The organism is Deltaproteobacteria bacterium, assembly GCA_016875395.1.
Classification (GTDB): domain Bacteria; phylum Myxococcota_A; class UBA9160; order UBA9160; family UBA6930; genus VGRF01.
The window spans coordinates 1-21,133 of sequence record VGRF01000025.1 but is presented as its reverse complement, the minus strand read 5'-3'; the positions used below and the strand labels follow the sequence as shown (position 1 = coordinate 21,133).

At 71.1% G+C, this 21,133-nt stretch carries 16 protein-coding genes; 10 read left to right on the top strand and 6 right to left on the bottom strand.

Features of this window, described 5'->3' with window-relative positions:
* Nucleotides 1–84 precede the first annotated feature (84 nt).
* The 6 genes from FJ091_16915 (at nt 85) to FJ091_16890 (ending at nt 6,107) form a co-directional block, all read left to right on the top strand.
* Entirely contained in the window at nt 85–825 is a 741-nt protein-coding gene (locus FJ091_16915; protein ID MBM4385036.1) for a PEP-CTERM sorting domain-containing protein, read from the top strand.
* 193 nt (nt 826–1,018) lie between these two features.
* Nucleotides 1,019–1,546, top strand: coding sequence for a hypothetical protein (locus FJ091_16910; protein ID MBM4385035.1), 528 nt, complete (start codon nt 1,019–1,021; stop codon nt 1,544–1,546).
* Nucleotides 1,547–1,589: 43 nt separating this feature from the next.
* On the top strand, nt 1,590–3,008 hold the full coding sequence (locus tag FJ091_16905) for an MATE family efflux transporter (GenBank protein ID MBM4385034.1): 1,419 nt from the start codon (nt 1,590–1,592) through the stop codon (nt 3,006–3,008).
* A gap of 154 nt (nt 3,009–3,162) precedes the next feature.
* Complete coding sequence (locus FJ091_16900; GenBank protein ID MBM4385033.1) at nt 3,163–3,564, top strand: hypothetical protein; 402 nt, start codon at nt 3,163–3,165, stop codon at nt 3,562–3,564.
* 102 nt (nt 3,565–3,666) lie between these two features.
* On the top strand, nt 3,667–5,676 hold the full coding sequence (tkt, locus tag FJ091_16895) for a transketolase (GenBank protein MBM4385032.1): 2,010 nt from the start codon (nt 3,667–3,669) through the stop codon (nt 5,674–5,676).
* 125 nt (nt 5,677–5,801) lie between these two features.
* Nucleotides 5,802–6,107, top strand: coding sequence for a hypothetical protein (locus FJ091_16890; GenBank protein ID MBM4385031.1), 306 nt, complete (start codon nt 5,802–5,804; stop codon nt 6,105–6,107).
* 9 nt (nt 6,108–6,116) lie between these two features.
* Here the strand turns inward: FJ091_16890 and FJ091_16885 are convergent, their stop codons facing one another.
* The gene (locus tag FJ091_16885) at nt 6,117–9,305 is read right to left on the bottom strand and encodes an error-prone DNA polymerase (GenBank protein MBM4385030.1); all 3,189 of its coding nucleotides are present in this window, start codon (nt 9,303–9,305) and stop codon (nt 6,117–6,119) included.
* 216 nt (nt 9,306–9,521) lie between these two features.
* Here FJ091_16885 and FJ091_16880 point away from each other — a divergent pair, with 216 nt between their 5' ends.
* A complete protein-coding gene (locus FJ091_16880; GenBank protein ID MBM4385029.1) occupies nt 9,522–9,758 on the top strand; it encodes a hypothetical protein in 237 nt (78 codons plus the stop codon).
* A 181-nt stretch (nt 9,759–9,939) separates the two neighbouring features.
* On the opposite strand, the gene FJ091_16875 is transcribed toward FJ091_16880, so the two are convergent.
* The gene (locus FJ091_16875; protein MBM4385028.1) at nt 9,940–11,166 is read right to left on the bottom strand and encodes a VOC family protein; all 1,227 of its coding nucleotides are present in this window, start codon (nt 11,164–11,166) and stop codon (nt 9,940–9,942) included.
* 149 nt (nt 11,167–11,315) lie between these two features.
* On the opposite strand from FJ091_16875, the gene FJ091_16870 reads away from it, so the two are divergent.
* The gene (locus FJ091_16870) at nt 11,316–11,696 is read left to right on the top strand and encodes a phosphopantetheine adenylyltransferase (GenBank protein ID MBM4385027.1); all 381 of its coding nucleotides are present in this window, start codon (nt 11,316–11,318) and stop codon (nt 11,694–11,696) included.
* Nucleotides 11,697–11,748: 52 nt separating this feature from the next.
* The gene (locus FJ091_16865; GenBank protein MBM4385026.1) at nt 11,749–12,150 is read left to right on the top strand and encodes a nuclear transport factor 2 family protein; all 402 of its coding nucleotides are present in this window, start codon (nt 11,749–11,751) and stop codon (nt 12,148–12,150) included.
* A 78-nt stretch (nt 12,151–12,228) separates the two neighbouring features.
* Here FJ091_16865 and FJ091_16860 read toward each other — a convergent pair whose 3' ends face one another.
* Nucleotides 12,229–14,043: a M3 family oligoendopeptidase gene (locus FJ091_16860; protein MBM4385025.1), complete on the bottom strand. Its 1,815-nt coding sequence runs from the start codon at nt 14,041–14,043 to the stop codon at nt 12,229–12,231.
* A gap of 73 nt (nt 14,044–14,116) precedes the next feature.
* On the opposite strand from FJ091_16860, the gene FJ091_16855 reads away from it, so the two are divergent.
* Nucleotides 14,117–16,000, top strand: a complete 1,884-nt coding sequence (locus FJ091_16855; protein ID MBM4385024.1) for a beta-lactamase family protein — start codon at nt 14,117–14,119, stop codon at nt 15,998–16,000.
* Nucleotides 16,001–16,165: 165 nt separating this feature from the next.
* Here the strand turns inward: FJ091_16855 and FJ091_16850 are convergent, their stop codons facing one another.
* From FJ091_16850 to FJ091_16840, 3 genes are all read right to left on the bottom strand, one after another.
* The gene (locus FJ091_16850) at nt 16,166–17,473 is read right to left on the bottom strand and encodes a DNA polymerase IV (protein MBM4385023.1); all 1,308 of its coding nucleotides are present in this window, start codon (nt 17,471–17,473) and stop codon (nt 16,166–16,168) included.
* Nucleotides 17,457–19,250 carry a hypothetical protein gene (locus FJ091_16845; protein MBM4385022.1) on the bottom strand — a complete coding sequence of 598 codons (1,794 nt, stop codon included), beginning with the start codon at nt 19,248–19,250 and terminating at the stop codon, nt 17,457–17,459. The genes FJ091_16850 and FJ091_16845 overlap by 17 nt, the downstream gene beginning before the upstream one ends.
* A 263-nt stretch (nt 19,251–19,513) precedes the next feature.
* Nucleotides 19,514–20,503, bottom strand: a complete 990-nt coding sequence (locus tag FJ091_16840; protein ID MBM4385021.1) for a hypothetical protein — start codon at nt 20,501–20,503, stop codon at nt 19,514–19,516.
* Between the last annotated feature and the right edge of the window lie 630 nt (nt 20,504–21,133).

Sequence of the window (21,133 nt, the reverse complement as noted above, 5' to 3'; positions counted from 1 at the left end):
TGACCGCTGCGTGACCACGTGAGCTTCCGGCCCGGAACCCGCCACTTCTCCGCGAGCGCGATGTTCGCGCGAGGAGAACTCACGTTGCGCCTGCTGCTTGCCCTAGTTCTGCTGCTCTGCCTGTCCTCCGCTTCTGCCAGCGCCACCGTTCTGCAGGTCACCGTGACCGGCACGATCGCCGGCGGCTACGACCAGGACGGCTCCGTGTTCGGGCTGGGCGCGAACGGCGATCCGACGGGCCTGCCGGTGACGATCGTCTTCCGGATCGACACTGCGCTGGCGCCCGCCGACGCCTCCGCGTCACCCACCCTCGGCGACTACCGCGTTCAGCGCGGCTACGGCTATGCAAACCCCACGCCCGACCCGAGCCTCAACTTCATCACGGCCACGTGGACGGTGAACGGCATCTCGCGCACGTCGTTCCTGCCGAACCGAGACCAAGTTGACGTCGCGTTTCTGTCGGACGCAGCGCCAGGCCGCGTCGACTCGATCTCGTTCGGCGACGGCAGCTACGACGGAACGACGACGACGAACACCCGCCTGTTCTACGTCACGCTCACCGCGATCCTCGCGACCGACGCACTCAACGGCGACTCGCTCGCTCAGCTCGGGGGTCCGTTCGCTGCGCAAGCGACCTCGCAGAGCTGCGGTCAGTGCGCCGGATTCTGGGAAGACCACACGAACGGCAAGAGCGAGAACGCCAACTGGTTCCTCGCGCAGTCCGGCATCTCGATTTCCTACGCCGTGGTGCCCGAGCCCGCACTGCTCGCGCTGCTCGGCGCCGCGGGCCTCGCGCTCGCCGTCCGTCGCTCGTTCGCCGCCTAACAGCTGAGGTTCCCGTCGCCATGCTGCGCTCGCTGCTGCTGCTCGCCCTCTCGCTTCCGCTCTCCGCTCACGCTGCGCTGATGCAAGTCACCGCGACGGGCACCGTCACGTCGAGCGGCGACGCGAACGGGGCGGTGTTCGGTCTCGGAACCGGCTCCGACACGGCCGCCGGACTCGCATCACGGTCACGTTCGTGTTCGACACGGACCTCGCGCCGAGCGACTCGAACGCGGCCCCGGCACAGGGTCGCTTCGAGATGCTGAGCGTCTCGGGAACGAGCTTTCTCTCGTCCACTTGGAGCGTGAACGGCCGCAGCTACGCCTCGTTCACGGGCACGGGCCAGAACCAGGAGATCGCCGACCTCGGAGACTTCGCGGGGGGCGACAGCCTCACGCTCACGAAGATCGTCTGGAACTACTCACCCGTGCAGCGCAACTACTACGCGACGATCGGCCTGATCGCGCCGGCGTCGCTGGTGGACTTCGTCCAGGGCCAGGCCCTCGCGCAGCCGGCAAGCGCGCTGAACGCGAGCGGGCCGCTCAGCAGCTGTCAGTGCGCCGTCTTCTGGCGGGACGGCGCGACCGGACAAGACGGCTACGCGCTCTTCACGGTCTCGTCCGTCACGTATCAGGGCTACGCGGCGCCGGAGCCAGCGCTCGCGGTGCTCTTGCTCGCGGCGTGCGCGGGCGCGCTCGCGTTCCGTCGCCGCGCCGTGCGTTGAGGCGCAAGCGAAGCGCCCGCACGCGCGTCATCTTCCCCACGCGATGGGGAGTCCTGATTCCGCGCCGATTCTGACGGCGCGCGGCACCGGCACGACGCGGCGTGTGTGGGCGCTCGCGTGGCCGGCGATTCTCACGAACCTGCTGCAATCCGCGGTGGGCTTCGTGGGCGCGGCAGTGGTGTCGCGCACGCTCGGCGCGGAGGCGATCTCGGCCACGGGCGTCGGCGGCCGCATCTTCTTCATGCAGCAAGTCGTGCTGATGGCGGTCACCACCGGCACGATGGCGCTCGTCGCGCGCGCGTGGGGCGCCGGGGATCGCGCCGAAGCGGAGCGCGTGACGCGCACGTCGCTGTGGCTTTGCGGCGCGCTCGCGCTGCTCGTGATGCTGCCGTGCATCGCGTTCGCGCATCAGCTCGTGGGCGTGTTCGGCCTCGACGCGCCGACGACCGCGCGCGCCGCCGGCTACGTGCAGTGGGTGAGCCTCTCCTCGCTGCCGTTCGCGGTGGGCATGGTCATCGCGACCGCGCTGCGCGCCGCGGGCGACACGCGCACGCCCCTCGTGATCTCGATCGCGGGCGCTGCGCTCACGATCGTCGCGCTCTGGGTGCTCGTGGGAGGCGGCTTCGGCGTGGCCTCGCTCGGCGTGAAGGGCGCTGCGATCGCGAGCTCCGTCGGCGCACTCGTGGGCGCCGCGATCTCGTGGTGGCTGTGGCGCGCGCACAAGCTCGTGATCGGCCCCGCACCGAGCGGCGACGACTTCGACCCGCGCCGCATCGCGCGCCTCTTCCGCATCGGCGTGCCCGCCGGCCTCGAGGGCCTCGGCTTCCAGGTCGGCTTCATGGGCTTCATCTGGATCATCGCCCGCTACGGCAACGAGGCGAACGCGGCGTATCAGCTCGGCGTGAACCTGCTCGCGTTCTCGTTCCTCGTCGGCCAGGCGTTCTCGATCGCAGCGTCGACGCTCGTGGGCCAGCGCCTCGGCGCGAGCGATCCCGAGGGTGCGGAACGCAGCGGCTGGCGCGCGATGTCGCTCGCGATCGCGGCGATGGTCGTGTTCGGCGGGCTGATCATCGCGCTCGCCGAGCCGCTCGCGACCTACCTCAGCCCGAAGGACGCCGAGGTCGTGCGCCTCACGGTGATCTTCATCTGGGTGCTCGGCTCGGTGCAGGCGCTGATGGCGATCGAGTTCACGCTGGGCGGGGCGCTGCGCGGCGCGGGCGACACGATCTTCCCGTTCTTCACCGTGATGGCTGGCCTCACCTTCGGCCGCCTGCTCTTCGCCGCGCTGTTCATGGCCTGGGGCAAGAGCATCGAGTGGATCTACGCCGCGCTGGTCGCCGACTACGTGATCAAGGGCGTGATGTTCGTGAGCCGCTTCCGCGGCGGGCGCTGGAAGGCGATCCAGATGGAGCGCGAGGAATCGCTCGTGCTCGGCGACGCGCCCGAGACGGACGCGGGCTGAGGCTCCAAGCAGAATCTTCCCTTTTGAACGGATCAGCGGCGGCGCGCAGCGCCGTCCGCTGCATCCGCCGCCATCCGAGTGCTCTCCACCGGGATCGTCGCAACGCCGCGGCAACCTCCGTGGCACACTCACGCGCCCGAACGGAGCACGCACGATGCAAGAAATCGAGTTCGACGAATGGATGAGCGACGCCGATGCGGCGCTCTGGCATGCCGAGCGCGACCCGCGGCTGCGCTCGACGATCGCGCTGGTGTGCGAGCTCGATTCGCTGCCGGATCGCGCGCGCTTCGACGAGTCGATCGCGTACACGCTCGCCCAGATCCCGCGCTTGCGGCAGCGCGTGGTCGAGGATGCGCTGCGCATCGCGCCGCCGCCGGACGCCGTCGCGCGCACGATCACGCGCGCGATCGAGAGCGCGCGGCCGCGCCCCCGCTACCTCGTCGGAGTCGACGCGCTCGCCACCGCCGCAACCGTGCCGTGGCTCCCGCGCGAGCTCACCGACCTCGCGATGCGTCTCGGAGGCGGGCTGCTTGGCGGGGGCTCGAAGTCGCGCTGAGCCGCTCGGGGTCAGACGCCTAGCGCGACACCGTTTCGCCGCGCGCTTCCGCTGATACAGTGCGCGCGCCCTCATCACCCGCTCCCCTCCGTCGGAGAAGCGATGCCGATTGCGCTGACGCCTGACCTGCGTTCCCGAATCGAGAACACCATCCGCGGCCTCACGATCGACGCCGTCGAAGCGGCCGGCATCGGCCACCTCGGCGCGCCGATGGGCCTCGCCGGCCCGGCCTTCCAGCTCTGGGACAAGCACCTGCGCTTCGACCCGAGCGACCCTGGCTGGCCGCTGCGCGACCGCTTCGTGCTCAGCGCCGGCCACGCGTCGATGCTGATCTACTCGCTGCTGAACCTGTTCGAGTACGACCTGCCGATGAGCGAGATCCAGCGCTTCCGGCAGCTGCACTCGAAGACGCCCGGCCACCCCGAGTTCGGTGAGACGCCGGGCGTCGAGGTGACCACGGGCCCGCTCGGGCAGGGCTTCGGCCACGCCGTCGGCATGGCGCTCGCGGGCAAGCTCGCGCGCTCGCGCTTCGGCCGCGGCGGCGAAGGCCCCGGCCACCACTTCGTCTACGTGATCGCGTCCGACGGCGACCTGATGGAGGGCATCTCCTACGAGAGCGCGTCGCTCGCGGGCCACCTGAAGCTCGACAACCTCGTCGTGCTCTACGACGACAACAAGGTCACGATCGACGGCCCGACCTCGATCACGTTCTCGGAGAACGTCCGCGGGCGCTTCGAAGCGCAGGGCTGGCACGTGCAGGAGATCGACGGCAACGACACCGCCGCGCTCGACGCCGCCCTCGAAGCCGCGCGCGCCACGACGGGCAAGCCGAAGATCGTGGTGATGAAGACGACGATCGGGCACGGCAGCCCGTGGGCCGGCCAGTCGAAGGCGCACGGCGGCCCGTTCGGCGCCGAGAACGTGAAGGCGACGAAGACGAACCTCGGCATCCCGCTCGAGCCGCTCTACCACGTGGCCGGCGAGGTGCGCGCCTACTGCAAAGAGCGCGCGGCGCTGAAGCGCTTCGAGCGCATGCGCGCCGACGAGAAGCTCGCCGCGTGGCGCAGCGCGAACCCCGAGCTCGCCGCCAGCTGGGAGCGCGTGCGCAATCGCGCGCTGCCCGCCGACCTCACGGAGCAGCTCGTCGCGGGCCTCGACACGAAGAGCGCCGCGACGCGCGCGCAGTCGGGCACCGTGATCGGGCGCATCGCCGCGGCCGCTCCGCAGCTGCTGATCGGCGGCTCCGCCGATCTCGCCGGCAGTAACAACACGAACATTCCGAACGGCGGGATGGTGGGGCAGGGCGAGGATCCGTTCGCCGGCTCGATCGTGAACTTCGGTGTGCGCGAGCACGCGATGGGCGCGATCACCAACGGCATTGCGCTCGACGGCACCTTCGTCCCGTACTGCGGCACGTTCCTCGTGTTCAGCGACTACATGCGCCCGAGTGTGCGGCTCGCCGCGCTGATGAAGGCGCGCTCGGTGTTCGTGTTCACGCACGACTCGATCTTCGTCGGCGAGGACGGCCCCACGCACCAGCCGATCGAGCACGTCGACGCGCTGCGCGCGATCCCCGGCCTCGTCGTGTTCCGCCCGGCGGACGGCGTCGAGACCGCGATGGCGTGGTCGTACGCGCTGAAGAACGCGCAGGGGCCCGTCGCCTTCGCGCTCACGCGCCAGGCCGTGCCGGTGCTGAAGCGCGAGTGCGCATTCGCGAACGAGGACGTGCTGCGCGGCGCCTACAAAGTGCGCGACCCGAGGGGCAAGCCCGACGTGACGCTCGTCGCGACCGGCTCCGAAGTCGCCGTCGCCTGCGACGCCGCCGCGCTGCTCGCCGAGAGCGGCATCGCGGCGCGGGTCGTCTCCGCGCCGAGCCTCGAGCTGTTGCGGGCGCAGGGAGACGCCTACCGCCGCGAGCTGCTCGGCGACGGTCCCCTCGTCGCGGTCGAAGCCGGCCGGGGCGAAGCGCTGCGCGCCCTGATCGGCCCGAGCGGCCTCGTGATCGGCATGGACCGCTTCGGCGCCAGCGCCAGCTACCAGGCCCTCGCGAAGCACTTCGGCTTCGTGGGCGACTCGGTGGCGGCGAGAGTGAAGGCGCATCTGGGTCGGTAGGGGCGCAGCGACGTGACCTCTCGATGTCCGCATTGGCGTCAAACCGCGGCTTGGACATCGCGGCGATCCGGGTGCAACCCGCCGGCACTTCCCGTGCAGTCTCGAGTGCGTCACGTGGCCCGCCGATGCTGGCACTCATGCACATGTCGATGAAGCTCACCGCCTTGGGTGCGATCGCGCTGCTGGTCTTCGCGCTCGCAGTCGCCACCGGGTACGCCAGAGGCACCTCGCGCCGCTCGCTCGCGCGCGCAGGCGCCACAGCGTTCTTCGCGTTCCTCGCGAGCTTCTTCTGGCTCTCGCCCTTCACCGAGCGCGGCAACTTCCTCACCGGCATGGCCGTGTTCTTCTCGGTCGGCCTCACGCTCAGCGCGTGGAAGCTGGTCGCAGGCCTCTGCGCCGGCGCGGTGGCGGAGAAGAGCGCGACGCACTGAACGCGGCGCTCAGTGATAGTCGTGCGACTCGGGCACGAACTCTGATCCATCTAGCGCGATCACTTCCCTGACGCGCACATGAATCACGCCGTCCACGTTCTGGATCGGCCCCGCGATCTCGATCAGCGGCGAGGCGTGCAGCGGGCCGCGCAGCTTCTCGAACTGGTCGGGCGTGAAGACGCCGTTGGTCGTGCCGGTCTCGTCTTCGAGCGTGACGAAGCAGAAGCCCTTCGCGGAGCCGGGACGCTGGCGCACGATCACGTGGCCCGCGGTGCGCACGAGCTTGCCGTTGGGCACGCGGCGCAGCTCCGCGGTCGCGAGCACGCCGCGCGCGCGCAGCTGCTCGCGCAGGTGCGCCATCACGTGCGGACCCGTCGTCAATCCGGTGGTGCGGTAGTCGGCGAGCGTCGTCTCGAGCGGCGAGAGCGCTTCGAGCGGAACCTCGCGCTCGGCGTCGGGAGGCGAGACGCCACCGAACAGCGAGGTGCGCTCGCGCTCGAGCGCGGTCACCTGCCAGAGCGCGGCGCGCCGCTCACTCGCGTGCGAGTCGAGCGCCGCGAGCGCGCCGCTCTCGGCGAGCGCCTCGATCTCGTTGCGCTTCGGCGCGGCGCGCTGCGCGAAGTCCGCGAGCGAGCCGAAGGGCGCGGCCGCGCGCTCCGCCACGATGCGCGCGCCGGTCTCGGCGCTGAGCCCGCGCACGAACTTCAGGCCGAGGCGCGTCGCGAGCGTGTCGCCGCGCTCGAGCGTGCACAGCCACGCCGAGCTCGCGACGTCCACCGGCAGCACGCGCACGCGGTGGCGCTCGGCGTCTTTCACGAGCGTCGCCGGGCTGTAGAAGCCCATCGGCCACGCGTTGAGCAGGCCCGCGAGGAACGCGGCGGGGTGGTGCGCGCGCAGGTAGGCCGACGCGTAGGCGATCAGCGCGAACGAGGCGGAGTGCGACTCGGGGAAGCCGTAGAGCGCGAACGAGGTGATGCCGCGGACGACTTCTTCTTGCGCGTCACCGACGATGCCGCGCTCGCTCATGCCCGCGCGCAGGCGATGCTCGATCTGCGCCATGCGCTCGGCCGAGCGCTTGAAGCCCATCGCGCGCCGCAGCTCCTCGGCCTCGCCGCCGGTGAAGCCCGAGGCGGTCATCGCGAGCCGTAACAACTGCTCCTGAAAGATCGGCACGCCGAGCGTGCGCTTCAGGATCGGCTCGAGCATCGGGTGCGGGTAGACCACCGGCTCGCGGCCGGCGCGGCGATTCAGGTACGGGTGCACCATCTGCCCCACGATCGGGCCGGGGCGGATGATCGCGATCTCCACCACGAGGTCGTAGAAGCTCGCGGGCTTCATGCGCGGCAGCGTCGCCATCTGCGCGCGGCTCTCGATCTGGAACACGCCCACGGTGTCGGCGCGCTGGATCATCGCGTAGGTCTTCGGGTCGTTCTCGGGCAGGTGCGCGAGGTCGATCTCGACTCCCTCGTGCTCGCGAATCATCGGGAGCGTCTGCTCCAGGGCGTCGAGCATGCCGAGCCCTAACAGGTCGATCTTGATCAGCCCGAGGTCCGCGCAGTCCTCCTTGTCCCACTGGATCACGCGCCGCCCCGGCATCGCCGCGGGCTCGATCGGCACGACCTCGTCGAGCCGGCCCGCCGCGATCACGAGGCCGCCGGTGTGCTGCCCGAGATGGCGCGGGAGCCCCTGCACCTGGCCCGCGAGCTCGAGCAAGAGCTGGATGCGCGGCGCGTCGGGGTCGACGCCGGCGCCGCGCAGTAACAATTTCACGTCGTCGAGGTCTTCGCGGAAGTGCAGGTGGTGGAGGTGCTTCGAGATCTTGTCGCAGGCCTCCTCGCTCATGCCGAGCACCTTGCCCATCTCGCGGAAGGCGGAGCGCGTGCGGTACGTGATCACCGTCGCCGTCATGCCCACGCCGTGCGGGCCGTAGCGCTCGTAGACGTACTGGATCACGCGCTCCCGCTGGTCGCCGGACGGAAGGTCGAGGTCGATGTCCGGCCACTCGCCGCGCTCTTCCGAAAGGAAGCGCTCGAACAGCAGCTCCATTCCCACCGCGTCGACCGCGGTGATCTCGAGCGCATAACAAACCGCGCTGTTCGCAGCGGAGCCGCGGCCTTGGCAGAGGATTCTCTGCTCGCGGGCAAAGCGCGCGATGTCCTGGACGATCAGGAAGTAGCCCGCGAGGTCGAGCTTCTCGATCACCGCGAGCTCGTGCTCGAGCTGCGCGCGCACGCGCGACGAGAGCTTCGCGCCGTAACGCTTGCGCGCGCCTTCGTAGGTGAGCCGCCGCAGCAGCGCGGCCTGCGACTCGCCGGGCGCGGTGGGGAAAGTGGGGAAGCGGTAGCCGAGGTCAGCGAGCGTGAACTCGCACTGCTCGGCGATCGCGCGCGTGGCGCGCAGCCAGCGCGGTTGATCCGCGAAGCGCGCCGTCATCTCCGCGGGCGAGCGCAGCACGCGCTCGCTGTTGGGCAGTAACAACTTCCCGGCGCGGTCGAGCGTGGTGTGCCAGCGCAGACACGAGAGCGCGTCGAGCAGCTTTCGCCCCGCAGGCTTCGCCGCGCGCACGTCGCCGCTCGCCGCGACCGGCACGCCGAGCGCCTCCGCGAGCGCCACCGCGCGCCGCGATGCCGCCTCCTGCGCGCGGTCCTTGGTGCGCGCGACGTCGACGGCGAGCCGCGACGCGAAGACGCGCTGCGCCTCCTTCAGCCAGCGTTCACTGCTCAGCGGCTCGCGCGCCTCCGCTCGCAGAACCTGCTGCGCGCGCTCGCGCCGCGCCGCGCTCGAAGGCGGCGGCCGCACGATCTGCGCTGTCCCTAATGACTCGGCGCTCGCCAGCGCGAACAGCCCGCCCGCGTGCGCGGCGATCTCGTCCCACGACGCGCGCGCCTCGCCTTTCGGCGCGTTGCCCTGCGCGACGGTCAGCAGCCGAGCGAGGTGGTGATAGCCCGCGCGCGAGGTCGCGAGCAGCAGCAGCGGCCGGCCCTCGACGTCCGAGATCTCCGCGCCCACCAGCGCGCGCATGCCCGCCGCCTTCGCCGCGGTGTGGAAGCGCGGCATGCCCGAGAGGCCGTCGCGATCGCCGAGCGCGAGCGCTCCGTGCCCGAGCTCGGCTGCGCGCGAGGCCAAGTCCTCGGGATTCGAGGCGGCCTCGAGGAAGGAGAAGGCGCTCTTCGCGCGCAGCTCGACGTAGTCGGACATGGCGGCCCATGTTCGCTCTAGATTCGTGCATTTCGCAAAGCGTTCGGCGTCATCCGGAAGTGCCCGAAACCGAAGGGCTATCCGACCGAGCGGCGAGCCATCCTCAAGCAACGGAAAGAACTTGGGCTGAGTCCGGGCCTGGGGTTCTTGTCCCAGCGGAGTTGCGACCAATCATCGTCACGGTCGCGCGTTCGTTCTGAAGGGAGGCGGCCCTCGATGAAGCGAGTTCATGGCAGATTCGAGTTCGAAACAACCTATGTCGAAGATCGGCGCGATGGGTGGGGTGGTTTCGATCTCTATCGCGTGGAAGGCGGCAAGAAGATGCGCGTGGCGCGTGTCGTGTTTTGGGACGCCGCCGGAGAGTTCGTGTTGGAGACCTTTGGTGGCGATGTCCCCCTAGCAGTGATCGAGGAACTCATCCGTGAGGCGAAGCGAGTCATCAAGGTGTCCTGACCTCTTGCTGCAACGCAGAACGAATGTCTCCTCATGGTCTCGCACAGTGATCAATGCGCGCGCCTCATCGCGCGATCGAGTCGGCGCAGCGGGAGTCCCTAACACCTGAGCGGTGCCCGGCCCGGCATTGGGAGAAGGGCCGGCACGCCTCGCGGATGCTGCGTCTGGTGAGAAATCCGGGCTAGCCCGTCCGTGGCCCCGCAAGCTGAACCTTGATTCCGTCGGGATCGAAGAAGAACACGATGCCGAACTCGGGGCTGCCGCCGATCGGCCACAGCGGCTCGAAGCCCACCTCTCGCATCGTCCGAATCGAATCGGTCAGGTTCTTCACGTAGAAGTTGATGCGGTCGATGCCGAGGTGATTGACGGGCGGCGCGTAGGGCGGCGCGTCGTCGTAGGGTCGCTTCCAGCGCCGTAGCTGGAGCGTCGCTCCGTCCGTGTCCTTGCCGAGGCTGATGTCGACGCCCTCGAACTCGATCGGCCCGTCGAAGCCGTGCGCGGCGGCGAACTCGCCCGAGCCGGCCTGCGAGCTCGGCGCGGACTCGCTGAAACCGAGCAAGCGATAGAACTCTCGCGATCGCTCCAGGTCGGACACGTTCATGTTCGTGTTCATGAGCCGCACCAATCCGCGGCTGGGGCTCGCTCCTCCGTCAGAGGTCTCGACCAGCTTCAGGAACGCGCCGTCCTGGTCCTTCATGAACACGAAGCGCTCGCCGTTCGGCGCCGTCGCGGGCGCGGACACGAACGCGACGCCCTTCGCGCGCAGATCCGCCACGTAGCCGTCGAGGTCGGCCGTCGCGTAGGTCGCGTACGCCATGCCGAGGTGGTTGACCTTCGCGTAGGGCGGCTCGCCGCGATACGAGTCGCCGCGGAACTGCACCGTGTCGACGAAGGGCGGAACGGGCGGATTCTGCAGGCTCGTGAGCGCGACGTAGATCAAGTAGTCGTCCGCAAAGCCGAGCGACCGCGCGAACGTGGTGCTGGTCTCCGGTCCCGCCGGGAAGATCTCGCCCTTGAAGCCGAGCGTTTCGTAGAAGGCTCGCTGGCGCGCCATGTCGCTCGTGTTGAGCCCGAAGTAGCCCTGGCGCTGGAGCCCGAGATCGGCGCGGGCGAGCTGGGTCACGCGAGCTTCGAGCGTCCCACCAACGCCGCTGGGAACCTTCACCTCGAGGGTGTTCTCGCGCTCGAGGGTCAGCGGCAAGGCGACCTCGCCGCCGGTGCTGAGGTGCCGAGGCTCCACGACCTCGCGGCCGTTGATCCGGATCTGCGCGCTCGCGAGGCCACGGCTGTGAAGGACGAGCTTCGCCGGTCCGGGGATCGCACGGAACGTCGCCGGCTCGGCCGCCGCGGCTTCATGGCCCCGTCCGAAGGTCTTCGGGCCGAAGCGGGTCAGGTTGGCCTCGATCATCGCGCTCACTCCGTTCAGGGGCTCCGTGTGTATCCGGGTCCGGTCGATTCTGCGATGGCGTCGTTGCGGGTCGCGCTGGGCGACCGATCTCGTGCGCTTGACCGCAAAGGGAATCGCCGCCCGCGATGCCCCTGCGTCAAGCTCGCGCGATGAACCTCGCCACCGCACTGCTCCTGCTGCTCGCCGCTGCGATCAAGCTCGCGCCCGTCGTGGGCGTGCTCGGGGCCGAGCGCCTGCGCGCGCTCTACGGCGTCGACGTGAGCGATCCCGTGCTGGCGATCTTGCTGCGCCACCGCGCGCTGCTGTTCGGCGTGGTGGGCGGGCTGCTCGCCGCTGCCGCGTTTCGTCCCGAGCTGCGCGCTGCCGCGATCGTGGTCGGCCTCGCGAGCGCGATCGGATTCATCGCGATCGCCGCGCTCGAGGGCGGCGCGAACGGCGCGCTCGCGCGGGTTGTTACTGCGGACTGGGTGGTGACGGGCGCGCTCGTGATCGCAGCGGGGCTCGAGCTCGCCTCGCGGCGCGCGAGCTGAGCGGGCGCACCGTCGCGCTCGGGGCGATGCTGCGCGCGGCTTGGAGGCGCGCATGCTGCCCACGCCGGAAGATCACGCCGCGATCTGCGACCTCTACGCGCGCTACTGCCTCGCGCTCGATCGCTGCGACGCGGACGCGTGGGTCGCGCTCTTCACGGCGGACGCGCGGTTCCTCGTGTACGGCCGCGAGTGGAGCGGCCACGAGGGCCTGCGCCAACTGTCGACCGCTGCGCCGAGCGGCCTGCACCTCGGCGGCGTGCCGCAGATCGAGATGACGAGCGCGAGCTCAGCGCACGTCGCGCGCAATCTGCTGTTCGCCCCGAGCGATGGAAGCGCGACGCGCAGCGCGGTCTACGAGGATGAGGTGCTGCGAACAGAGAGTGGTTGGCGCATCGCAAGCTGTCGCTGCAGGTTCATCACGGCGAGCGGGCTCAGCGAGCGACCTGCACGCTGAAGGCGTCGCGGCCGGCTTGGGCTTGCTGGGTTGGCCCGCGCCGAGCTCCGCGGACTCGCTCGGCGCTGGAGCAGGAGCTCATCCGATCTGAGCGCTGAGCGCCTCCGCCTGCGCGACCATCCCCTCGATCACCGCGATGCCGCCGTCCCAGAACTTCGCGTCCGTTACGTCGAGGCCGACGCGCGCGAGCAGCACGCTCGGCGTCTCGCTGCCGCCGGCGGCGAGCAGCGCGCGGTACTTCGCGATGAAAGGCGCGCCCTCGGCGTCGTAGCGCCCCAACAAGGCGAGCACGAGCAGCTCGCCGAAGGCGTAGGCGTAACAGTAGAAGGGCGAGTGCACGAAGTGGCCGATGTAGAGCCACCACCAGGCGTAGTCGTCGCTCAGCGCGACGGCGTCGCCGTGCATCGGCGCATTGGCTTCGAGCCAGAGCGCGTTGATGCGCGCCGCCGGCAGCTCGCCCTCGCTGCGGCGCGCGGCGTGGAGCTTCTCCTCGAAGCGGGTGAGCACGACCTGGCGGAACACCGTGGCGAACGCGTCCTCGAGCTTTCCGCACAGCAGCGCGAGGCGCGCCTTCGGGTCGCTCTCTTCCTTCATCAGCGCGCGGAACACGAGCATCTCGCCGAACACGCTCGCGGTCTCGGCGGTGGTGAGCGGCGCTTGCTGCTCGAGCAGGCCGCACGGCTCGGCAAGCACAGAGTGCACGCCGTGACCGAGCTCGTGCGCGAGGGTCATCACGTCGCGCGACTCGCCCGTGAAGCTCATCAGCACGTAAGGGTGGAGCTCGGGCAGCGTGGTCGCGCAGAACGCGCCGCCGCTCTTGCCGGGACGCACCTCGGCGTCGATCCAGTCGCCCGCGAAGAAGCGTGAAGCGATGTTCGCGATCTCGGGCGAGAAGGCGCGGTAGCTGCGCAGGACGATGTCTCGCGCCTCCGCCCAGCTGCGCGCGCGCTTCTCTTCGAAGAGCGGGGCGTAGCGGTCGTAGTCGGCGAGCTGCGGAATCCCTAACAGCTTCGCCTTGAGCCGGTAGTAGCGCTGCACGAGCGGGAAGGCGCGCTCGCAGGCGCTCATCAGCGCGTCGACCGAGGTGGCCTCGATCTCGTTCGCGAGATGCCGCTCGTCCATCATACCGGCGTACTTGCGCAGCCGGTCCTCGGTGGCCTTGCTCGCGACGAGCGTGTTCAGCGCGAACGCGATCACGCGCGAGCTGTTCCGGAGGCCCTCGGTGAGCGCGGCGGCGCCCGCTTGCCGGCGTTCGCGGCGTGCGTCGTAGAGCAGCGCGAGCGTCTCTTCGAGCCCGCGCTCCTCGGGCTTGCCCGCGAGCACCGGCGTGAAACGCAGGCTGGCCACCGTTTCGTCGAACAGGCGCGACCACGCGCGCGAGCCCTGGTTCGCGGTCTCGTCGAGGATGCGCTCCTCGGCTTCGCTGAGGACGTGGGGCCGATAGCGGCGCGCGGCGGCCAGATAGTGGCGGCGCTTCGCGAGCGCGGGGTCCGCCAACAACGACTCGGCACGCGCGGCGTCGACCGCGATCCACTCGAGCTCGAAGAAGCGCAGCGCGTTGCGCACCTCGGTGCCCTTCTCCTGCACGTGCGCCACGAGGGCGCCGTGCGCGGGCGTCTGCGTGTCCGCGGCGAACTGCAGTGAGGCGTACGCGCCCGCGCGCGACGCCGGCTTCAGCGCGGCTTCGTACGCGTCGACGGACTCGGCGAGCTCGCGCGCGCCGAGCTGCGCGACGCGGCCGCGGTAGCGCGCGGCGAAGGCGTTCGCGGCAGCGAGCGAAGCCGCGAGGTCGCGGTCGATCGCGGCGCGCGCAGGCTCCTCATAGAGATGGGAGAGGTTCCAGCGCACGCCGTGGGCGGCGCTGCGTTCTTCGGAGATCGCGGCGGCAGTCATCGCGGCACCGTAACCACTCGCATCGAGCGCGCGAGCGCGATTGACAGCGGCTTCGCGCGCGCAGGATTCCCGCATGAAGAACGGCTTCCTCGCGGCGGCGGCGTGCTTGATCCTCGCATCGCACGGGCTCGCGCAAGCGCGCCCCGTTCCGTCGCGCGCGGATCTCGAGCCGTTCGTCGACGGCATCGTGGAGGCGGAGCTCGCGAAGAACGACGTCGCGGGCGCGGTCGTCGGCGTCGTCGCGGGCGGCGAGGTCGCGTTCGTGAAGGGCTACGGCTTCGCCGACATCGCGAAGCGCATCGCCGTGGACGAGAACACGTACTTTCGGATGGCGTCGATCAGCAAGCTGTTCACGGCGCTGGCGGTGCTGCAGCTCGATGAGAAGGGCGAGCTCGATCTCGATGCGGACGCGAACGCGTACCTCGACTTCGAGATTCCACCCGCGTTCGGGAAGCCCGTCACGCTGCGCCAGCTGCTCACGCATCGCGCGGGATTCGAGCAACGCTTGCGCAATCTCGGCTCGCCGGTGCCCGTGCCGCCGCTCGCGCAGTTCGTGCGCACGCATCTTCCGGGGCGCACGTTCGAGCCTGAGAAGTGGCCGTCGTACTCGAACTACGGCGTCGCGCTCGCGGGCGCGATCGCGGAGCGCCAGAGCGGCGCCCCTTTCGAGCAGCTCGTGGCGGAGCGCGTGTTCGCGCCGCTCGCGATGGACGCGACCTTCGAGCAGCCGCTGCCAGCGCGGTTCGCCGCGCGCATGTCGCAGGGCTACGCGGTCGCGTCGCAGCCGCCGGGGCCGTTCGAGTTCATCCACGATGCGCCCGCAGGTGCGCTCACCGCGAGCGGCGCCGCGATGACGCGCTTCATGCGCATGCTGCTCGGCCGCGGAGAGCTCGACGGCGCGCGCGTCCTTTCGCACGATGCGTTTGCGCGCTGGCTGGAGCCGCAGGTGACGGTCGCCGGCAACGCGCTCGGCCTCGCGATCATGGAGTCGCGCCCGCACGGCGTGCGCTTGTTAGGGCACGGCGGCGACCTCTCGTACTTCCACAGCGAGCTGGCCGTCTCGCCCGAGCACGGCTTCGGGGTGTTCGTCGCGCAGAACAGCCTCGGCAACGGCGGGCGTTTGCTGCGCCAGGCGCTCGTGCCCGCGCTCGTGAAGCGCTACTTCGCGGAGCGCCGCCGCGAGCACGCCGTCGCGATCGAGCCCGGCCACGCGCACGAAGTCGCGGGCACGTACATGACGACGCGACGCTCGGATCGCTCGCTGATGCGCGTACTCGGCCTGCTCTCGCAAACGCGCGTGACGGCGCGGGACGCTCATCGCATCGAAGGCGAAGGGCTGACGGACGCGGCGGGCAACACGCGCACGTGGCGGGAAGTCGCGCCGTATCGGTTCCGCTCCGAGGACGGCGAGCTCGAGATCGAGTTCGCGCGCGACGAGCCCGGGCGAGTCACGCACGTCCTGCCGTGGTTCCCAGGCCTGACGTTCGAGCGGGCGCGCTTCGTCGACACGCTGCGCTTCTCGCTCTCGGTGCTGCTGCCCGCGCTCGCGGTGGTTCTCGTCACTCTCGTGGCGCCACTCGCGGGCCTCGTCGCGCGCCGTTCGTTCCGCGCCGCGCCCGCACCGCCGCGCCCGCTCACCCAGCGCGCGCTCTTCACCGCCACCGCGGCGCTCTGGCTCGGTGCGTTCGCCGCGATCCTCGCGTTTTCGGGCTCGGCAGCGAGCGCGTTCTGGCGATTCTCGAGCGGGAACGACACGCCCCTGCTCGTGGCGGTGGGCTTGCTGTGGGTCGCGGCGGCGCTCTCGCTCGCGTGCCTTCCACTCGGCTGGCGCGCGCTTCGCGATCCCTCGCTCTCGCGCTGGCGCCGCCTGGGCCGCGCGCTGCCCGCGCTCGCGTTCCTCGCGCTCGCGTGGTTCGCGTGGAACTGGGGCCTGCTCTCGAACCCGACGCGCTACTAGAACCCATCTCGGAATTCCGGACCGAGCCCGGCGCGCGGATTTGGCCGGCTGGCGAGGCGCGCGAGCGAAGGCGTATCCGTCGATACTTCGAGCGAAGCGCAACGAAGCCAGACGGACAAAGACGCGCGCCCGGCGACGGGAGGAATTTTGAGATGGGTTCTAGGCTCATTCGCCGCGCTTGATCTGATCCGAGAGCGCGGCGCGACTCACGTCGGCCTGTTCGGCGCGGTGGACGGCGTGCTTGCCGAAGCGGTCCGCGAGCGCGTCGAGCGCCTTGTTGAGGCTCGCGCGCTTCGTGCGCGCCTCGCCGTCCGCGCCGAGCGCGAGTTGCTCGGGGTTCGCAGGTGCGAGGTTCGTCACGCCGACGCCGAGCAGGCGCACGGGCTCCGCGAGCCCGGATTCCCGCAACAACTGGCGCGCCGTGGTCGCGATGACGTCGCCGTCGTCGGTCGGCTGGAGGAGCGTGGCGCGGCGCGTGAGCAGCGGGTAGCCGCGTGGGCCCGCGGCGACGCGACGCGCGAGCTTCAACTTCAGCACGACCGTGCGGCCTTGCTCGCCGCTCTTGCGCAAGCGGCGCGCCACCGAGTCCGCATGCGCGAGGATCGCGGCGTCGAGCACCGCGCGGTCGCTCACGTCGCCCGCGAACGTGTTCTCCTCGCTCATCGAGACGGCGTCGCGATAGGGCTCGACGTCGCGCACGTCCTCGCCGCGCGCGAGCCGCGCCATCGCCACTCCCCAGTCGCCGAGCCATGCGTGCGCGCGCTCGCGATCGAGCCGCGCGAGATCGCCGATCGTGCGCAGGCCGAGCTTCGTGAGCCGCGCTTCGGCGACGGCGCCGACGCCCCATAGGCGCCCCACCGGCAGCGGGTCGAGGAACGCGCGCACTTCGCCAGGGGCGACCTCGCGCAGGCCGTCGGGCTTGGCCGAATCGCTCGCGATCTTCGCGACCATCTTCACCGGCGCGATGCCCACCGAAACCGCGAGCCCGGTCTCCGCGCGCACCTCGCGCCGCAGGCGCTCGCCCACGGCGCGCGCCGTCCCTAACAAGCGCTCGGTGCCCGTGAGATCGAGGAATGCCTCGTCGAGCGAAAGCCCCTCCACGGCGGGCGTGAAGCGCTCGAAGATCGCGAAGATGCGCTTCGACTCGCGCGCGTACTTCGTCATGTCGCCGCGCAGGAACACGCCGTCGGGGCACAGCCGGCGCGCTTCGAAGCCCGGCATCGCGCTGCGCACGCCGAACTTGCGCGCCTCGTAGCTGGCGGCCGACACGACGCCGCGCGCGCTCGTGCCGCCCACGATCACCGGGCGCCCGCGCAGCGCGGGGTCGTCGCGCTGCTCGATGGACGCGTAGAAGGCGTCCATGTCGGCGTGCAGGATCGTGCGGGAGTGGGCGGTCACGAGGGGAGAGTAGGATCCGGAGAAGGGGCCGCGGAATGGGGGCGTCGTCGCACCGGCCTCAATCGAACACCCCATCGATCTCCCAGCGCTCGTGCAGCAGGTCGCGGCGCAGGCGGAAGACGGCGCCGTCGGCGGTCGCGACGTCGTAGTGGTCGAATGCGTAGCGCTCCTCGCTCCACCACTGGCCGGTGGTGCGCCACGGGCCGGCGCAGCGCAGCACCTCGCCGTTCGCGAGTGCGCTCTGCACCCACTGCGGTGCGCCGCGCGCACTGCGAACCGCAGCGGCAAGCGGCGGGCGCAGCGCGCGCACGGCAGGGGCGCGTGGGGCGGCGAGATCGGCGCGGGGCTGCGGCGCGCTCGCGAGATCGCTGCAGTGCGGCGCGCCGCTCGCGGCGTTCTCCGCGATGGGGCGCGCACGCGACTCCGCGCGCGCGCGATCACCGCGCCGTCGTGGCGCGGCCTCGCTGCGCGCTGCGCTCGCGGGCAGCACGAACGGCGCGAGCGCGAACGCGTCGGGGCGGTGCGCGTTCGCGAGTGCGGGGGCGCCGACGCGACCCTCTCCGCACAGCGCAGCGAGCTCGGCGAGCGTGCGGCTGAGCGCGGCGGGCGCGGGGCCGGCGGGTGCGAAGAAGTCGAGCTGGTCGCCGCGCAGCTCGGCGCCGCGAGTCGTTACGGAGATCGCGTCGACGGCGGCGCGCGGCGGCGTGGCTTCGAGCGCGAGCGCGGCGATGCGCAAGAGCACGCGCACGTCGCGCGTGGGCGCGGCGAGGCCGAGCGTGCGCTCGTCGCGCCCGCCGCCGTCGAGCGCGAGCGCGAGGCCGATCTCGCCGAACGCGAGGCCGCGGCTCGCGAGCCTGTCGGCGAGCCGCGCGAGCAGGCCGCGCAGCACGAACAGCAGCGGCTCCAGCTGCGCGACGGGCGCCTCGAGGTCGCTGCCTTCCTCGAACAGCGCCGCATCCGGCGCGCGCGGCGGCGCCGCCGAGTCCTCGCCGCGTGCGAGCGCGAGTAGCGGCAGGAGCGAGGGGCCGAGGCGGTTCACCAGCGCGCGCTCGGGAATCCGTAACAAGTCGCCCACGCGCCGCAGGCCGAAGCGCGAGAGCGCGTCGCTGAGCGCATCTTCCGGGCCCAGCAGGTCGAGCGAGAGCGGAGCGAGAAACTCCGCGTCTTCTCCGGCGGCGATGACGCGCGCTCTGCACTCGCTGGCGCCGTGTGCCGGAGTCGCCGCCAACAGGCGCGCGGCGATCAGCGCGGTGCCGCGGGTGCTGGCGATGGCGACGTGCGCGGCCAAGCCGAGCTTATCGGCGTACGCGGCGAGCGCGGCCGCGAAGCCGGCCTCGCTGCGATGGAGCGAGGTGACGCCGCGCGCGTCGACGAACACGGCGGCTTCGGCGGCGTGAAAGCCGGTCGCCGGCGGCGCCAGCTCGGCGCGGGGCGCGCAGGCGAGCGCGGCGTCGAGCAGCGCTTCGCGCGCGGCGCGCTCGCGCGCAGGCGAGAGCACGCGCACCGCGAGCTGCGCGCAAGCCGCGCGCGCGTGCACGACGCCGCTGCCCACGCGCACGCCCGCGCGGAGCGCTTCAGGCGAGCACGCGATCACCTCGCCGCGCGGCCCCGGCGCCGACGCGATCGCGAGCGCGCGACCGCGCAGCTCGGGATCCGCGCGTAACTCCGCGGCGAGGGGGAGAGCGGGGACGAGCAGGCAGGCGATGCGCGCCGCGGCCGGTGGCCTGCAGGGAGCGAGGTGTTTTGTGGAATCACCACCGCCGGGCTGAGTCTCGTCGTGACGTGGCCGCGGTTTTTCTTTGGCTTCGCTCGCCTCCGCGGACTCCGGCTCGCTGCGCGCCGCGTCACGCATCGAGCCCGTACCTGCTTGGGCGCTCGCGGCTTGCGGCTCCCATCGAGCACGCGTTTCGTCGTCAGGTGCGCGTTGCTGGGTTGGGGCGGCGCTTCGCTTCTTGGTTTCGGCGTGAGCGCTCGCCTCGCGTTCCTCGGCACTCGGGAACGCGCGCTCGATTTCGGTGTCGCGCGGGGGGCGCATGGGGTGGGGGTGAGGCGGGGCGACTGCTTGGAAGCGTGGCCGCTTTCTCCTGGCGGTGGGTTGTTAGGGATCGCGCGCCTTCACGCGGCGGCGGTGTGCGCGAAGCGGATGCGCGCGGCGCTCGTCGGGCCGGCGCGGTTGCGGACGAGGTGGACGTGGCCTTCGAGTGTTTCGAGCCAGGCGGGCTGCGCGGCGAAACAGGCGCGCGCGCTGGCGAGCTCGAGCGCGAGATCGGCGGAGGCGCCGGCGAGGCGGTCGCGCGTGAGCAGCACGAGGCCTGCGCTCGCGCTGGCGGCGTGCTTGCGCAGGCGCGGCCACGCGGCATCGGGAATGCGCGGGCTTTCGCGCGCGGCGGCGAAGGCGAGGTCGACGAGCACGAGCTCGAAGCCACCCGCGCTGAGCACGTGCTCGGCGCAGCGCAGCGCTTCGGCCACCGCGAGCGGTCGTGCCCAGAGCACGCGCGCGAGATCGACGCCCGCCGCGTGGGCGGAGCTCGGGTCGAAGGCGTCGGCGATGTCGATCACGCTCGCGAGCGCGCCGCGCCGCGTGGTTTCGGCGAGCAGCGCGAGCGCGAGCGAGGTGCGGCCCGCGGAAAGCGGCCCCGCAATCTCGGCGAGCCGCCCGCGTGGGAAGCCGCCGCCGAGCAGCTGATCGACCGCGGGCAGGCCCGTCGCGAGCCGCGCCGCGCTTAGCTGAGGGGCGCCCCCGGCCTGAACGTCGGCGCGCAGGTCGTGGAGTAGGGCGGTGAGCCGAGCTTCCTGCTCGCGCTCTCCGTGCAGTCGCCGAGCGATGGCCTCGGCGCTGCTTCGCGCCGCTTCGCGCGCGCCGTCCAGCGCACGAAGCGCGTAGGTGCGCACTTCGCCGCGTTGAATGACGAGCTCATCGCCGGTTCGAGGATCCCACGCATCGTTCGCCTCCGGGTCCGCCGCGCTCTCAGGAGCGCATTCGAGGGGTTCGCCGCCGTCGGGCTCCCCGCACGCGGCGGACCGGCTCGCCGAGCCAGCCGCCGCGCGCGAAGAGACGCCGCCCACCGCGCCGAGCGCGATGGCTCTCTTGGGGGGTGAGAGCATGGAGGGATTTTCGCTCTAGATTCGCATCTAGGTCAAGAGCGAAAAGGGTAAAGAGCTAAGGCTGGTCCAACGCGCCGCACGCACACGGTGGTCCGGCTCCGTGCACGGTTTCGCGTGTACCTGTAAAGCTGGCGGCAGTCGTTTCCGGCCCCGCGAGTCTGATCCGGCCCGTTGTGCCGAGCCAATCAAGCGGACAGACTGCCCGCGGAACGGTGAATTCCTTCCTGCGGGTACGCGAAGCCGGATTGCAGATTGGCAGACCGGGAAACTCATCCAATCAGAAATGGTGTGATCGCGACGGTCGTCGGCGGAGTCATCCTCGCGCTGGTTCCACAAGTTCGCCGTGCCGCGACGTTTGTCGCCCAGTGGTCAGCCGCCACAGCGCTAGCCGTGTTCGACCGCCTCGGCTCGGACTACCCCGTTCCAGGTTGGGGCTTGCTCGCGCTCGGTGTTCTCAGCGCGATTCCAATCGTCCAGGCAGTTCAAGCGTTTGCACGTCGCGCTGACCTGCTGGCCGATTCTCGGACCGACTGATTCTTGAGAGAGAATGGCTTCCGACGGAAAGGAAGCCCCCATGAAGAAGAGTCGGTTTACGGAAGAGCAGATGGTGAAGATTCTGCGCGAGGCGGA